The organism is Lysinibacillus sp. 2017 (genome assembly GCF_003073375.1).
Classification (GTDB): domain Bacteria; phylum Bacillota; class Bacilli; order Bacillales_A; family Planococcaceae; genus Solibacillus.
The window spans coordinates 301062-316996 of the sequence record NZ_CP029002.1 but is presented as its reverse complement, the minus strand read 5'-3'; the positions used below and the strand labels follow the sequence as shown (position 1 = coordinate 316996).

The window sequence follows — 15935 nt, the reverse complement described above, 5'->3', positions numbered from 1 at the left end:
TCTTAAGATTTATTTTACTATAGGTTGATAAAGCTATTGTCAAAGTTAATCGGTTTTCTAATAAAGTGATGATTCAGGTGTATCGGTTGGGCGGGCTAAGCACACATTCACAAAGCCTCTTTGCAAGAGTCTCTGCGAATGTTCTTTGTGCTGTGTGTAAGGCCCGCCTATATTAGATCTATTTCATTAAATTTTCTTCAAAAATAGTGAGGCGCTATGCTAACGCAAGGCGCCTTTGCTTGTAATAGCGCCTTACCTCTTTAGAAATTAGAAATAATTTAATAGACTACGCTTTATTTGGCGAGCCTAGCATACACTTTCCTTAACCTCTAAATTAAAACAGGATGTCCTTTATTAGAAAAAGCCGCTTCATTATGAAGCAGCCTTTCTCGCACCTACTGTTAAAACAACAATCCCACCTAATAGTAAGCCAACCCCTACCCAAGATAGTGGACTTAAGTATTCACCCACTAAAAATACACCAAGAATTGCGGCTGTTAGTGGCTCTGCTAAGCTTAGTGTTACCGCTGCTGAAGAACTAATTTTTTTCAATCCGCCTAAAAACAATACATAAGCTACACTCGTCGCTGCTAATGCCATAAAGAGCATGGCACTTAAATTCGTACCTTCTGTAAGCCAACCCAACCCGTCACGTGCAGCAAATGGCATTAGAAATAGTGCACACATTGAAAAGGTCATTGCAACTGCTGGTAATGTATCCTCTCGCTCCATCAATTGTTTACTCACATTCGTATACAGTGCGAACATGAAACCCGCTGTTAAAGCAAGCCCTACTCCGACTGGATCAACAACTGCTTCTCCGCGATTGGCAAATAATAATACACAACCTACAATTGCTAAAATCGTCGCGATACCCCAGACCTTACTTGGACGTACTTTCCAAATAAGCCATTCCAGGATCCCAGCAAAAACAGGTGAACTACCAATCGTTACAACCGTTCCAACTGCCACTCCCGTAAAACGCACCGACGTGAAAAATAAACTTTGGAACAAGGCTATGGCAATCGCCGCTAAAATCGTCCATTTCCACGACCACTTTTTAAAAGAAATTTTACGCATTGCAATTGTCGCGATTAATAGCACACCTCCCCCAATAGCCGAGCGAACACCCGCTACAGAAAATGAAGAAATCCCTTCTGTTAAAAAGGTTTGCGTTGTGCCCACTGTCCCCCAAAGCATCGCCGCAAGTAATACACATATGTATGGCCAGATATTCACACTACAGCACCCCTGTAATTACCATATTTTATAATATTATGCTAGCATACAAAAGAATCTTTATCGAGATGAAGTTTTCCGCAATTCGTTTTATAATAGAGGTAGTACAGATTAAAGGGAGGTCATCATTATGTATAAATCAGTCGAACAAACTGCTCGTGACATTGGCATGCCGGAGCATCAGATTCTTCAATACATTTATGCAGGTCGAATTAAAGCAATTCCTGATGGTGAAGACTTTTTAATTAATAGCGCACAATTTGACACATACCATCAGCAGCTTGAACGCATTAAAGAAGAAATAGAAATTTGGCGAAATACGCCGATCCCTGAAGATATGGATGTAAAAGACGAAGACTAAAAAATGAAGCGAACTCATCCAATTTGAGTTCGCTTCATTTTAATTAAATCGTCACTGTAAATCCAGCGCACTTACCGATAATCTCTGCATAATCTTCCACCATGACACTCGCCGTTGGATACATGCCTGCACCTGGACCTGTAATCGATAAATTACCGATATAATTTGTATCCATCGCTACTGCATTGAACACATCGTCCACAGGGTAAAGTGGATGTTCCTTATCGACTAATAACGGTGCCACTTTCGCAAAAATCGTCCCATCTGCTAACTTTTCTACTTCTGCTACATGGCGATAACGAAGTCCTTTTTCCGTCGCCACAGCCACTTGCTCAGCTGAAATCGTATCAATTCCGATCACCTCAACGTCCGACCAGTTTGGCTGCTCTCCGAAGGCTAAGCTCGATAAAATCATCAGCTTTTTTAACGCATCTTGACCAGAAACATCATTAAACGGATCCGCTTCTGCATAACCTAAACGCTGTGCTTCTTTTAACGCATACTCAAAGCTCCAGCCTTCTGCACGCATTTTCGTTAAAATATAGTTCGTCGTTCCATTCAAAATTCCTTGAACACGACTGATATCATTTACAAGTAAAATGTTTTTCATCGTTTTAATAATAGGTACACCACCAGCTACAGATGCTTCGTAACCAACGAATACACCATTTGCCTTCGCTAACGCTTCAAGCTCTTCTCCGCGCTTAGCTAGCATCACTTTGTTTGCTGTAATGACATGGCACTTTGCCTCAACCGCACGCTTTAAATAGCTAAATGCTGGCTCTTCGTTTACGATTGCCTCAAATACGACCTGGAGGCCATTCTCTGCTAATACGTCCTCCATTGACTCTGTCATTAAATGCATCGTACCCGGTACACGCTCTCGGCTCGCATCCGTTACTAAAATCTTCGCTACTTCTAGTTCTACACCTAGCTTTTCGCGAAGCTCCTGCCTCTTCTCTTTTAAAATATGGTAAATCCCTTGACCTACTGTGCCAAATCCTAAAATGGCCGCCTTGATTGTTGCCATGCCTTTCTCCTCCAAATTCCTAACACATCTATATTGACTAATAATTCTAATAATTTAACTTAAAGAAATTCTATCCTATATAATACACGAAAACAAGGGAAATCTCGCCTAGAAGGACATTTGTTCCCCCTAAACGGTCAATATTCCATAGAAAATCATTTTTTGCTAGCGAAATTGGGAATAAGGTCATTGTCCTAGTTGGTCACATGAGGGTGTATATTTACGCTAAATGCACAGCGCTATAAAAGCAGGTGAACCACTACCCTTTGTGAGCTTTGTAATTCTTTATATGGATAAAGGAATTTGAATAGGAGCATTTTATAATTATCGTAGTATCCTGCGAATAGTATATAGAGAAAAGGAGGGCTTTATCAAAGGTGAGGAAACACGGTTACCTATTCTTAGCTGTATGTTTAAACTTAGCACTTGTTGCATGCTCGGAACAAGTCGCTAGTACCGAACAAAGTAGTTGGTCATATGATGAATTCAATGGACCTGAATACTGGGGGGAACTAACTCCTGAAAACTCAGCGTGTGTCAACGGACGCGAACAATCACCCATTAATCTTGAATTTTCCCAAGTAAAAGCAGATAAAAAATTAAAAGGAATGCCCATTTACTATGAGCCCACAACGATTACACTCCAAAACAACGGTCATACCATACAGGCTAATGCCACAGATGAAATTAACAGCATTGTCATTGAAGGAAATGAGTATAGGCTTTCTCAATTTCATTTTCATACGCCTAGTGAACACCAGTTGAATGGTCAAAATTATGATATGGAACTACATTTAGTACATAAGGACAACAATGGTAAACTGGCCGTCCTTGGAGTGATGATTCAAGAAGGTCGAGAAAATGAAACACTCGCATCTATTTGGGCTGTCTTACCAAAGGGAAAAACTAAAAAAATTATTTCTAAAAAATATCTAATTGACTTACAAGCGTTACTACCTCCAAATCAAATAGCTCTCCATTATGACGGTTCATTAACCACACCTCCTTGTACAGAAGAAGTAAAGTGGATTGTTTTTGAACAGCCAATTGAAATGTCAAAAGAACAAGTTCAAGCATTTCAGCAAATTTTCTCAGATAATCATCGTCCTGTTCAACCTCTAAATGAACGAGAAATTATTAAAAGACTGCGTTAGGCGAAGGTTATTCCAACCCTAAGGTTACTGATGAACGCCCTCATGAGATTGGATTACTATTGTGAATAACGTTTCCAAATAAAGATCTGGTAACACACCAAAAGGCACGAAACGCTGTTAAAACAGTTCGTGCCTTTTCGATGATAATATAGAGATGTCTAATAACCTTTTAAACTATTACTTAGCTATAAGAATTTGACCTGTAGTTACATATTCCTTTATCTCCGAAACAGACATTCCATTTATACCCAAATCCTCAATTGTTCTACCCTGATCTTCTAAATCTTCATTTACTAATATAGTGGCCAAAGTTATTAAAGAATCCATAACTGGTGTTTTAATGCCTAAGTAAGTAGCAATTGAAGCATAAGTTTTTAAGCCAAAAGGAATATCCTCTGTTAAATATCGCGAATTTAAATTACTAGGTCCTTTAATCGGTGTTAAACTACGGCTACCATTTAAAACTTCCCATGTATCTCCTTTTGGTCCATATCCTGAAGTGTGAAGTAAATCGCCAATTGTCATTAAGGATAGTTCAAATTTACTTCCTATTGCTATGCGCTCATTATCTAATTGTTCCATTACACGTATTACAGAAGGTGTCATACCTTCTTCGTAAATATAAAAATCCCCATTTGAACGTTCAATACGACCAGCATTTAAAATCGTGCCTGGGGGGTGATCGATAGGGTTCATACTACTCAGCCCAGCCTCTAATACGTTACTAACCATTCTTACATTTAAGATATCTTTTAATATATTTTCTGCCCAGTCTGTTTTAGTTGCTGGGAATACACCTATTTGAACAAGGATTTTAACGTTTACTCGTACTTTTCCTGGTCCTTCAAGTCTCGTAGCATAAGGTAAAGTATCTGATTCTGCAATCACTACATCTTTATTTGCATTTAACTCTTTCCAAGTGTTGACGAACTCTAATGATCCTAGCGTTCCTGGTAATAAAACTACAAGTTGGTTAGAATTCACCTTTTCAGCAAGTAGTTCAGCATACCCTTTATGCGCAAATGCCGGAACAGCTACTAAAATAACTTCTGCCCCTTCAATTGCTTCTTCAATGGATGATGTCACCAAAGAAATGTCGGCTACACCGCTGAGTACTTCCCCAACACATTCAATTTTTCTTGTTTCAAATACGCTATGCATATTCCCTTTAAACTTTTCCATTTCGAACAATCTAACTTCATGACCAGCTAAGGACAAATCCGCAGCCAATGTATGGCCCCCATTTCCTCCACCTAATACCGCTACTATTCTTTTCATCGTTATAACCCCTTTAAATGATATATAGTCTTATTTTGAGTCGATAATATCCTCTTTATAAAATTTTGCACATGTAATTCCGGTCCATAATGTTGCGACAATCAAAATTATAGGAATACCGTACAATAAAATATTAAATAACATCATTTTTTACCAGCTCCTCATGATCGGAATAATTAACTTTTTCGAGCCCAGACTGTTTAGTAATATTGTGTGTTATGCAGAACGCAATAATATTAGCTACAAACCCTGGTGCTACTCCTGACATACTAAATGGCTCATTTAAAACAAATGTCCATATAATTGTTGTAATTGCTCCAACAATAATTGAAACAATTCCTGCGGTTGGATTTTTTATCTTTAATAGAATCCCTATTACTAACGGGAATACTATAGTTGGGGCCCATAAATAATACGAATATTCTAAGGCCGAAATAATACTTGGTACGTTCAATGCAAAAATAACTGCAATTACACCAATGACTGCTGTTAAAACACGCCCAATAAAGAGTTCTTGTTTATCCGTGATAGTTTTTTTATTAATAAATGGAAAAACATCACGCATAAATGATACTGTTGTTGAATTTAAAAAGGAGCTTGCCGTCGACATAATTACTGCTAATAAAGCTGCTACAGCTAAACCTGTGATACCAACTGGGAGTAATTGTTTAACGATTGCAGGGAGTGCCGTATCTGTCCGAATATCTGGATATAATACAAACGCAATTAAACCTAATGTTGCCGTTACAAAGTAGAACCCAAATGAGAAGAAACCAGAAATAATATACCCTTTACTTGCACTTTCTGGATCTTTGGAAGTAAATACACGTTGAGTGTAGGGTGGTATTAAAGCTTCCCCTAATAAAAATGTGATGAATAAACCAATAAAAGTAGCAATTCCCCATTCTCCTAAAAATGTGAAATGCAGATCAGGTACATTTGCTATTAAAACTTCTGCTCCACCTACTGCATTAATACCAATTATTAATGTTAAAGGAAGAATGACACCTAATAATACAAACTGTAAAACATCCGTTTGTATTACAGCCATTACGCCCCCAAATGATGTATATAATATAACTGAACCCATTCCTATAAGAATCCCCACTAAAGGCGGAATCTCTAAAATAACGTTTAACATAGTACCGATTGCTAAAGCCTGCCCGCCTAAAATTCCTGTACAAAGTCCAACAGATAATATTCCTGTAATCAATTTTGCTTTATTTCCATAATGAACTTGCATAATATCGCCGACTGTTTGAGCATTTTTATATTTTTTTAGTTTTGGAGCTATAAAAATCCCAATTAAAATACTCGCTATACCGTATGCAAAGAAAGCAAACATAAATACGTAGCCCTCTTTATAAACGTTTCCGGCCATCCCTGTAGAAGCTCCGCCACCCAAAATTGAAGCTGCTAAACTTGCGAACAAAATTGTCCAAGATATTTTTTCCCCTGCAACGTTATAGTCCTTTACCGTTTTAACCTTTTTGGTCGTTTGGTACCCAATTACAGCAATAAACACGAAATAAAGCACAATAAGAATCCAGTCAATTACCCCCATGTACACGCCTCCATTTTTTTAAAATTCCGACAATTAAATGATAACTGTACGATTCTTTTTAAACACTAGACAAATAGCACAAAAAAACATGATATAAAAACATGCTTTTTTGTGCTATTTGCATAATTCATTATGAATTTAGTATATGTAGCTTTATAGCTATATAAAGTGATACTGCAGATTTAAAATCCTTTAAATCCTTGCCTGTTAATTCACTTAGTTTCTCAAGTCTGTATAAGAGTGTGTTACGGTGTATGTTTAGTTGTTTTGCAGCTTTAACTACGCTAAAATTCGTTTCACACCAAACAATAATAGTCTGAAACATTTCATCAAAATTAGATAATTGCTTTAATTCTTTAAGAGTATGATTGATATAGTTTTCCGAAAATTCCTGGTGTACATACGAAAATAATTCTTCGATAATATAGTGATTAATATAGTATATTTTAGGGGTCTTATTTAACTTTTTACCTATTCTTAATGCTTCCCACGCCGTATAATACGCATTATGTAAAGACTTCAAATCACTTCCTACTCTGCCTATCCCAACAGACGCCTCAATTCCAATTTCCTTTATATTCTCTAAAAATTGTATGCATTTTGCATAAACCTCTTCATAAATCTCAACCTCACCATCTGTTTTAGAAACAACGCAAAATACAATATATTTATCTGACTCTAAGGAAACAGAAAAATCTTGATTTCTATAAAAAACTTCTCGGATTTTTTCCTCTATTTGCAGCTTTATAGATTGTATATACATCTCTGGAGAGTCTTTTAATAAATTATTTTTTAATACATCACTTATGAATGAGTTAAATTGGAATAAATCAATTACTAATACAACTCTAGAAATATTCAAATCAAGCCCTAATTCTTTTCCACGGGTCAATAATAATATTTCATTGTGAGAAAAGTTAGAATTATATGACGCGATTTCTTGAACTAAGTTTTGTAATATCTTTTCTTTTAGAAACTCTTTCTTATTAAGTAATTCTTCTCTTAAAAATAGTTCAGCATATTTTTTTGCCAACATACCGAATCGTTTAACTTCTCCTGGATTTCCTGTAATGCCGATTGTCCCAATTAACTCTCCTGATAAATTAATAGGTAACGTAATGCCAGGTTTAACACCAACCATTGTTTTGGATACATTCTCATTATGTGTTTTTTCTTTACGACTAAAAATGATTCCTAAAGATGCTTGATGTAATGTTCCTATTCTGGACAAATCACTTGAACCGAGCACAATACCGTGCTTATCAGTTATTAATACATTATGACTAATGACATCACTAGTTGCATCAGCAATTTTTTGTGCCACATTTTCTAACATTTAATCCCTCCTACATCTAATTTTCACATATGAGTTAATTTCATAATTTTTATCCCTTCGGTATCAAGGGTCTTTAAACAATAAAAAAAGGGCACCTCCCCAATTTGGTATAATTCGAGTGACCAAACCAAAATTACCCAAGAGGTGAATGCCCTATGACTATTGTAAAACAAATAAGTCTATTTGTGAATTAATGAAAATGGAGAGTTCTCGCCGTTTCGATGCGATTCTTGCCAAATTCGATGTACAATCGATTTTTCAGTTGTTTTCTAAAAAGACAATGCGTGGTGCGCCACGTGAATTAAATTACGGTGCGATGATTCAATCGCTGATTATTCGTATTATAGAACGCATTCCAACTGTAAAGGACTTAGTTAAGCGCTTGGTCCATGATCCTCTATTTCGTTTGGATTGTGGGTTTCTTATCTCGGCCCCACTCTCCAATTACTGACCATCTATAAAGTTGAAGATAGCAAAGAATTGTTATTAAAGAATTCAATCTTTTAACCAGGAACTTTTGACAATCACTGAAATAACTCGCTTGAAACACAAAAAAAGTATGCAGCATATGCTACATACTTATATATGACCCGTACGAGAATCGAACTCGTGTTACCGCCGTGAAAGGGCGGTGTCTTAACCGCTTGACCAACGGGCCATGGCTCCGAAGGCAGGACTCGAACCTGCGACCTGCCGGTTAACAGCCGGATGCTCTACCAACTGAGCTACTTCGGAAAAATACTATGATGGGCCTAAATGGACTCGAACCATCGACCTCACGCTTATCAGGCGTGCGCTCTAACCAGCTGAGCTATAGGCCCTAACTTGGAGCGGGTGATGAGAATCGAACTCACGACATCAGCTTGGAAGGCTGAGGTTTTACCATTAAACTACACCCGCATATGGCGGTCCCGACCGGGATCGAACCGGCGATCTCCTGCGTGACAGGCAGGCATGTTAACCGCTACACCACGGGACCATTTGGTTGCGGGGACAGGACTTGAACCTGTGACCTTCGGGTTATGAGCCCGACGAGCTACCACTGCTCCACCCCGCGATAATACTATAAGGTTTCAGAAAAAATTGGTGGCGGCAGAGGGAGTCGAACCCACGACCTTTCGGGTATGAACCGAGTGCTCTAGCCAACTGAGCTACACCGCCAGAAAATTAATTGGTTATTCTTTATGATGGTTACTAGAAAATTGAATACTGAGTCACATTCAGAATTCATCATTTCATTTTAAAAATATATGGTGCGCTCGACAGGACTTGAACCTACAACCTTCTGATTCGTAGTCAGATGCTCTATCCAATTGAGCTACGAGCGCATTATATTAAAGGAAAATGGTGCGGGTGAAGGGAGTCGAACCCCCACGCCTTGCGGCGCTAGATCCTAAGTCTAGTGCGTCTGCCAATTCCGCCACACCCGCAGCAGATATATTATAAAACTGGTGTGCCATGAAGGACTCGAACCTTCGACCCTCTGATTAAAAGTCAGATGCTCTACCAACTGAGCTAATGGCACTCAAAAAGATAAAAATGGCTGGGGAACCTGGATTCGAACCAGGGCATGACGGAATCAAAATCCGTTGCCTTACCGCTTGGCTATACCCCAATAATTTTTCCCAAAAAAAATAAGCGAAGCGATGTCCTACTCTCGCAGGGGGAAACCCCCAACTACCATCGGCGCTAAAGAGCTTAACTTCTGTGTTCGGTATGGGAACAGGTGTGACCTCTTTGCCATCATCACTTCACTTGTACACGGATGTACTGGCGTCTACGTTGTCACAGGACGTGACGTTCTTAGTAGACGTTCCTTTTAGAAAGAATTGTTCTTTCAAAACTGGATAAACGTTTCATTGAGTTGTGCAATAAAATGTGGTTAAGTCCTCGACCGATTAGTATTCGTCAGCTCCATGTGTCACCACACTTCCACCTCGAACCTATCTACCTGATCGTCTTTCAGGGGTCTTACTTACTTGCGTAATGGGAAATCTCATCTTGAGGGGGGCTTCATGCTTAGATGCTTTCAGCACTTATCCCGTCCACACATAGCTACCCAGCGATGCTCTTGGCAGAACAACTGGTACACCAGCGGTGTGTCCATCCCGGTCCTCTCGTACTAAGGACAGCTCCTCTCAAATTTCCTACGCCCACGACGGATAGGGACCGAACTGTCTCACGACGTTCTGAACCCAGCTCGCGTACCGCTTTAATGGGCGAACAGCCCAACCCTTGGGACCGACTACAGCCCCAGGATGCGATGAGCCGACATCGAGGTGCCAAACCTCCCCGTCGATGTGGACTCTTGGGGGAGATAAGCCTGTTATCCCCGGGGTAGCTTTTATCCGTTGAGCGATGGCCCTTCCATGCGGAACCACCGGATCACTAAGCCCGTCTTTCGACCCTGCTCGACTTGTAGGTCTCGCAGTCAAGCTCCCTTATGCCTTTACACTCTTCGAATGATTTCCAACCATTCTGAGGGAACCTTTGGGCGCCTCCGTTACTCTTTAGGAGGCGACCGCCCCAGTCAAACTGTCCGCCTGACACTGTCTCCTACCCCGCTAAGGGGTATGGGTTAGAAGTTCAATACAACCAGGGTAGTATCCCACTGACGCCTCCTCCGAAGCTGGCGCTCCGGAATCTCTGGCTCCTACCTATCCTGTACAAGTTGTACCAAAATTCAATATCAGGCTACAGTAAAGCTCCACGGGGTCTTTCCGTCCTGTCGCGGGTAACCTGCATCTTCACAGGTACTATAATTTCACCGAGTCTCTCGTTGAGACAGTGCCCAGATCGTTACGCCTTTCGTGCGGGTCGGAACTTACCCGACAAGGAATTTCGCTACCTTAGGACCGTTATAGTTACGGCCGCCGTTTACTGGGGCTTCAATTCGCAGCTTCGCTTGCGCTAACCACTCCTCTTAACCTTCCAGCACCGGGCAGGCGTCAGCCCCTATACGTCACCTTACGGTTTTGCAGAGACCTGTGTTTTTGCTAAACAGTCGCCTGGGCCTATTCACTGCGGCTCTTCATGGCTATTCACCTTAAAGAGCACCCCTTCTCCCGAAGTTACGGGGTCATTTTGCCGAGTTCCTTAACGAGAGTTCTCTCGCACACCTTAGGATTCTCTCCTCGACTACCTGTGTCGGTTTGCGGTACGGGCACCTCTCACCTCGATAGAGGCTTTTCTTGGCAGCGTGAAATCAGGAACTTCGCTCATACGAGCTCGTCATCACAGCTCAACGTTAAAGTATGCGGATTTGCCTACATACACGCCTTACTGCTTGAACAGAGACAACCAACGCTCTGCTTACCCTATCCTACTGCGTCCCCCCATTTCTCAAACGGTGAGGAGGTGGTACAGGAATATCAACCTGTTGTCCATCGCCTACGCCTATCGGCCTCGGCTTAGGTCCCGACTAACCCTGAGCGGACGAGCCTTCCTCAGGAAACCTTAGTCATACGGTGCATGGGATTCTCACCCATGTTTCGCTACTCATACCGGCATTCTCACTTCTAAGCGCTCCACCAGTCCTTCCGGTCTGACTTCAACGCCCTTAGAACGCTCTCCTACCACGCATCCATACGGATGCATCCACAGCTTCGGTGAATCGTTTAGCCCCGATACATTTTCGGCGCAGTGTCACTCGACCAGTGAGCTATTACGCACTCTTTAAATGATGGCTGCTTCTAAGCCAACATCCTGGTTGTCTAAGCAACGCCACATCCTTTTCCACTTAACGATTACTTTGGGACCTTAGCTGGTGGTCTGGGCTGTTTCCCTTTTGACTACGGATCTTATCACTCGCAGTCTGACTCCCGTGTATAAATATCTGGCATTCGGAGTTTGTCTGAATTCGGTAACCCGAGATGGGCCCCTAGTCCAAACAGTGCTCTACCTCCAGTATTCTCAATCACGAGGCTAGCCCTAAAGCTATTTCGGAGAGAACCAGCTATCTCCAGGTTCGATTGGAATTTCTCCGCTACCCACACCTCATCCCCGCATTTTTCAACATGCGTGGGTTCGGGCCTCCAGTAAGTGTTACCTCACCTTCACCCTGGACATGGGTAGATCACCTGGTTTCGGGTCTACGACCACGTACTAATTCGCCCTATTCAGACTCGCTTTCGCTGCGGCTCCGTCTTCTCAACTTAACCTCGCACGTAATCGTAACTCGCCGGTTCATTCTACAAAAGGCACGCTATCACCCATTAACGGGCTCTAACTACTTGTAGGCACACGGTTTCAGGATCTATTTCACTCCCCTTCCGGGGTGCTTTTCACCTTTCCCTCACGGTACTGGTTCACTATCGGTCACTAGGTAGTATTTAGCCTTGGGAGATGGTCCTCCCAGATTCCGACGGAATTTCACGTGTTCCGCCGTACTCAGGATACACTCTGGAGGGAATGAACTTTTGACTACAGGGCTTTTACCTTGTTTCGCGGACCTTTCCAAGTCGCTTCGTCTAGCTCATTCTTTTGTAACTCCGTATAGAATGTCCTACAACCCCAAAGAGCAAGCTCTTTGGTTTGGGCTCTTCCCGTTTCGCTCGCCGCTACTCAGGGAATCGAATTTTCTTTCTGTTCCTGCAGGTACTTAGATGTTTCAGTTCTCTGCGTCTGTCCTCATCACGCTATGAATTCACGTGTAGATACTATCCGATTAAAGATAGTGGGTTCCCCCATTCGGAAATCCCCGGATCAAAGCTTACTTACAGCTCCCCGAGGCATATCGGTGTTAGTGCCGTCCTTCATCGACTCCTAGTGCCAAGGCATCCACCGTGCGCCCTTATTAACTTAACCAAAAGTTTAGTTAAACTTGAACAAGTTCAAGATTTAAGTTTGCACGTCAATTACTTGACGTTTGTGATCTATCATTACTAATAGAAAATTTGTTTATTGCTTTCAATGTCGTTTTATCCAGTTTTCAAAGAACAAAGCAGCTAACTTCAATCACATCGTGAATAAGTTTCGCTGAATTTGCTTCATGCAGCTTTGCGACAATAGCGCTAGCGACAGGAGCAAATATTTTTTTGAAGTTTTTCATCTTTCGATGAACCTTCAAAACTGAACAGCAAACGTTAATGTTTCATTCCCCGAAGGAATGATTCCGAAAAATCCTTAGAAAGGAGGTGATCCAGCCGCACCTTCCGATACGGCTACCTTGTTACGACTTCACCCCAATCATCTATCCCACCTTCGGCGGCTGGCTCCACAAGGGTTACCTCACCGACTTCGGGTGTTACAAACTCTCGTGGTGTGACGGGCGGTGTGTACAAGGCCCGGGAACGTATTCACCGTGGCATGCTGATCCACGATTACTAGCGATTCCGGCTTCATGTAGGCGAGTTGCAGCCTACAATCCGAACTGAGAACGATTTTATCGGATTAGCTCCCCCTCGCGGGTTGGCAACCGTTTGTATCGTCCATTGTAGCACGTGTGTAGCCCAGGTCATAAGGGGCATGATGATTTGACGTCATCCCCACCTTCCTCCGGTTTATCACCGGCAGTCTCCTTAGAGTGCCCAACTAAATGATGGCAACTAAGAACAAGGGTTGCGCTCGTTGCGGGACTTAACCCAACATCTCACGACACGAGCTGACGACAACCATGCACCACCTGTCACCGTTGTCCCCGAAGGGAAAACTGTATCTCTACAGTGGTCAATGGGATGTCAAGACCTGGTAAGGTTCTTCGCGTTGCTTCGAATTAAACCACATGCTCCACCGCTTGTGCGGGCCCCCGTCAATTCCTTTGAGTTTCAGTCTTGCGACCGTACTCCCCAGGCGGAGTGCTTAATGCGTTAGCTGCAGCACTGAGGGGCGGAAACCCCCCAACACTTAGCACTCATCGTTTACGGCGTGGACTACCAGGGTATCTAATCCTGTTTGCTCCCCACGCTTTCGCGCCTCAGTGTCAGTTACAGACCAGATAGTCGCCTTCGCCACTGGTGTTCCTCCAAATCTCTACGCATTTCACCGCTACACTTGGAATTCCACTATCCTCTTCTGCACTCAAGTTCCCCAGTTTCCAATGACCCTCCACGGTTGAGCCGTGGGCTTTCACATCAGACTTAAGGAACCACCTGCGCGCGCTTTACGCCCAATAATTCCGGACAACGCTTGCCACCTACGTATTACCGCGGCTGCTGGCACGTAGTTAGCCGTGGCTTTCTAACAAGGTACCGTCAAGGTAGCGCCAGTTACTACGCTACTTGTTCTTCCCTTGCAACAGAGTTTTACGAACCGAAATCCTTCTTCACTCACGCGGCATTGCTCCATCAGGCTTTCGCCCATTGTGGAAGATTCCCTACTGCTGCCTCCCGTAGGAGTCTGGGCCGTGTCTCAGTCCCAGTGTGGCCGATCACCCTCTCAGGTCGGCTACGCATCGTTGCCTTGGTGAGCCGTTACCTCACCAACTAGCTAATGCGCCGCGGGCCCATCTTACAGTGACAGCCGAAACCGTCTTTCAATAACTCTCCATGAGGAGAAAAATATTATTCGGTATTAGCTCCGGTTTCCCGAAGTTATCCCAATCTGTAAGGTAGGTTACCCACGTGTTACTCACCCGTCCGCCGCTAAATCAAAAGAAGCAAGCTTCTTCGTCATTCGCTCGACTTGCATGTATTAGGCATGCCGCCAGCGTTCGTCCTGAGCCAGGATCAAACTCTCCATAATAGTTAGTTTGAAAGCTCATTTGCTTTGCTAGCGTATCAACTAAAAGTTGATATCTATTTTTGCTTCATTTAAGAAGCTTTGTTTCATTAACGTTGCTTGTTCAGTTTTCAAGGTTCATTTTATTTCGTTTGTTGCGTCATCTCTTGACGACTTCTATAATATTACACGCTATCACCTAATAGGTCAACCCTTTTTTGAAAAAAAGTTTAAAATAAAAATCTCTTCTTATTAAACTACGAATATGCGTGAAAGGATTAAAACAATTTTTGCGAATAAATGAACATGGCCACGTGATATTAGATACCCTAATCCAGGCGTCTTACAAAGTGTTCTATTTAATTGAAAATCGCATCATCAAAATTTAACTACGTAAAAGCATGTGATCTCCTCTCATGCTTTTTCTGTATGTGCTGCCTTAATCAGCTCAAACAATTTCAATACACTTTTCGGGAATGTACGATCCTTCATCGTACATAAATAAACATCGCGATTTAAATATTCGCTTTGAATCGAGCGAGTGACAAGCCCCTCAGATAAATGCTGTGCTACATAGTGCTTAGGCAAAATCGTTATCCCGAGCCCTTCTTCAACTAACACTTTAATCATTTCAAAGCGTTCAATTTTATATTGAATATGTGGAATAACGCCCTCTTCTTGAAAGGCCTTTAGTATTTGTGCACTCGTTTGAAATTCAGGCATACCAATAATTAATGCATCATCAATAAAATCTGCTAATGTAATCGTTTGTCGTTCCACAAAAGGATGGTCCTTTCGCATTAGCACCACATACGGCTCATTATATAAAAGCTCACTCTTAATTTCCTTGTCTACAATATGCTGATTCGTAATAACAGCATGGACATTTAAACTAAGTAATGCCTGACGAACCGTTTGATTATAAAGTGTATCAATTAGTGTAAGTTGATTATTTGGATAATGTTTTTGATAGTCGAGCATGATTTGTGCAAACCAATAATTCGCTGATTCAATCATACCGAGTCGAATATCTAAATTTTCGCCGCGCGCTAGCTCCTTTATTTCCTTTTCCATTCGGTCAAATTGCGTTAACAGTTTCGTCGCCTGCTCATAAAATTGTTGCCCAAGATCTGTTAGCTGAAGTTTCCTCGTTGTCCGTTCAATAAGTGGTGCATTCATTTCCTGCTCCAGCGTTTTTATCGCATTACTAAGTGAAGGTTGTGAAATATGCAATACTTTTGCCGCCTGTGAAAAGCTTTGATGTTTGACAACTGTAATGAAATAGTACATTTTCCGTAAATCCAATCTGCTCACCC

The 15935-nt window shown here is 41.8% G+C and carries 8 protein-coding genes, 11 tRNA genes, 3 rRNA genes and 1 pseudogene; 3 read left to right on the top strand and 20 right to left on the bottom strand.

Translation table 11 applies throughout. From position 1 onward, the window contains the following. Window positions 1-372: 372 nt before the first annotated feature. Window positions 373-1239, bottom strand: coding sequence for an EamA family transporter (locus DCE79_RS01485; protein WP_108711366.1), 867 nt, complete (start codon window positions 1237-1239; stop codon window positions 373-375). A 130-nt stretch (window positions 1240-1369) separates the two neighbouring features. Between DCE79_RS01485 and DCE79_RS01480 the strand changes: the two genes are divergently transcribed. Next, window positions 1370-1600: a DNA-binding protein gene (locus DCE79_RS01480; RefSeq protein WP_108711365.1), complete on the top strand. Its 231-nt coding sequence runs from the start codon at window positions 1370-1372 to the stop codon at window positions 1598-1600. 43 nt (window positions 1601-1643) lie between these two features. Here DCE79_RS01480 and DCE79_RS01475 read toward each other — a convergent pair whose 3' ends face one another. Then, window positions 1644-2630, bottom strand: a complete 987-nt coding sequence (locus tag DCE79_RS01475; RefSeq protein ID WP_108711364.1) for a homoserine dehydrogenase — start codon at window positions 2628-2630, stop codon at window positions 1644-1646. A gap of 377 nt (window positions 2631-3007) precedes the next feature. On the opposite strand from DCE79_RS01475, the gene DCE79_RS01470 reads away from it, so the two are divergent. Further along, entirely contained in the window at window positions 3008-3784 is a 777-nt protein-coding gene (locus tag DCE79_RS01470; RefSeq protein ID WP_108711363.1) for a carbonic anhydrase, read from the top strand. 177 nt (window positions 3785-3961) lie between these two features. On the opposite strand, the gene DCE79_RS01465 is transcribed toward DCE79_RS01470, so the two are convergent. The 3 genes from DCE79_RS01465 to DCE79_RS01455 form a co-directional block, all read right to left on the bottom strand. Next, a complete protein-coding gene (locus DCE79_RS01465; RefSeq protein WP_108711362.1) occupies window positions 3962-5062 on the bottom strand; it encodes an NAD/NADP-dependent octopine/nopaline dehydrogenase family protein in 1101 nt (366 codons plus the stop codon). 133 nt (window positions 5063-5195) lie between these two features. Continuing rightward, entirely contained in the window at window positions 5196-6626 is a 1431-nt protein-coding gene (locus DCE79_RS01460) for a sodium:solute symporter family protein (protein WP_108711361.1), read from the bottom strand. 130 nt (window positions 6627-6756) lie between these two features. Then, window positions 6757-7962, bottom strand: a complete 1206-nt coding sequence (locus DCE79_RS01455) for a CdaR family transcriptional regulator (protein ID WP_108711360.1) — start codon at window positions 7960-7962, stop codon at window positions 6757-6759. Window positions 7963-8224: 262 nt separating this feature from the next. On the opposite strand from DCE79_RS01455, the pseudogene DCE79_RS18695 reads away from it, so the two are divergent. Then, window positions 8225-8392, top strand: a pseudogene (locus tag DCE79_RS18695) (IS5/IS1182 family transposase); the annotation flags it as partial. Window positions 8393-8548: 156 nt separating this feature from the next. Here the strand turns inward: DCE79_RS18695 and DCE79_RS01445 are convergent. The 15 genes from DCE79_RS01445 to DCE79_RS01375 all read right to left on the bottom strand — a co-directional run bounded on the left by DCE79_RS01445 (window position 8549) and on the right by DCE79_RS01375 (window position 15909). Beyond that, window positions 8549-8620: transfer RNA gene (locus DCE79_RS01445), tRNA-Glu, on the bottom strand. A 1-nt stretch (window position 8621) separates the two neighbouring features. After that, window positions 8622-8697, bottom strand: a tRNA-Asn gene (locus DCE79_RS01440). A gap of 12 nt (window positions 8698-8709) precedes the next feature. Continuing rightward, window positions 8710-8783, bottom strand: a tRNA-Ile gene (locus DCE79_RS01435). Between the two features lie 5 nt (window positions 8784-8788). After that, a tRNA-Gly gene (locus DCE79_RS01430) sits at window positions 8789-8862 on the bottom strand. 3 nt (window positions 8863-8865) lie between these two features. Then, a tRNA-Asp gene (locus DCE79_RS01425) sits at window positions 8866-8941 on the bottom strand. A 3-nt stretch (window positions 8942-8944) separates the two neighbouring features. Continuing rightward, window positions 8945-9019, bottom strand: a tRNA-Met gene (locus tag DCE79_RS01420). 27 nt (window positions 9020-9046) lie between these two features. Next, window positions 9047-9123, bottom strand: a tRNA-Met gene (locus DCE79_RS01415). A gap of 90 nt (window positions 9124-9213) precedes the next feature. Continuing rightward, a tRNA-Arg gene (locus tag DCE79_RS01410) sits at window positions 9214-9290 on the bottom strand. A 17-nt stretch (window positions 9291-9307) separates the two neighbouring features. Beyond that, window positions 9308-9392, bottom strand: a tRNA-Leu gene (locus DCE79_RS01405). Between the two features lie 19 nt (window positions 9393-9411). Then, window positions 9412-9487, bottom strand: a tRNA-Lys gene (locus tag DCE79_RS01400). Between the two features lie 15 nt (window positions 9488-9502). Further along, a tRNA-Gln gene (locus tag DCE79_RS01395) sits at window positions 9503-9577 on the bottom strand. A 23-nt stretch (window positions 9578-9600) separates the two neighbouring features. Then, window positions 9601-9716, bottom strand: a 5S ribosomal RNA gene (gene rrf, locus DCE79_RS01390). 124 nt (window positions 9717-9840) lie between these two features. Further along, a 23S ribosomal RNA gene (locus DCE79_RS01385) occupies window positions 9841-12768 on the bottom strand. Between the two features lie 322 nt (window positions 12769-13090). Next, window positions 13091-14643: ribosomal RNA gene (locus tag DCE79_RS01380) — 16S ribosomal RNA — on the bottom strand. The 16S, 23S and 5S rRNA genes sit together here with 11 tRNA genes alongside, the layout of an rRNA operon. A gap of 390 nt (window positions 14644-15033) precedes the next feature. Then, complete coding sequence (locus tag DCE79_RS01375) at window positions 15034-15909, bottom strand: LysR family transcriptional regulator (protein ID WP_159083033.1); 876 nt, start codon at window positions 15907-15909, stop codon at window positions 15034-15036. Window positions 15910-15935: the final 26 nt, after the last annotated feature.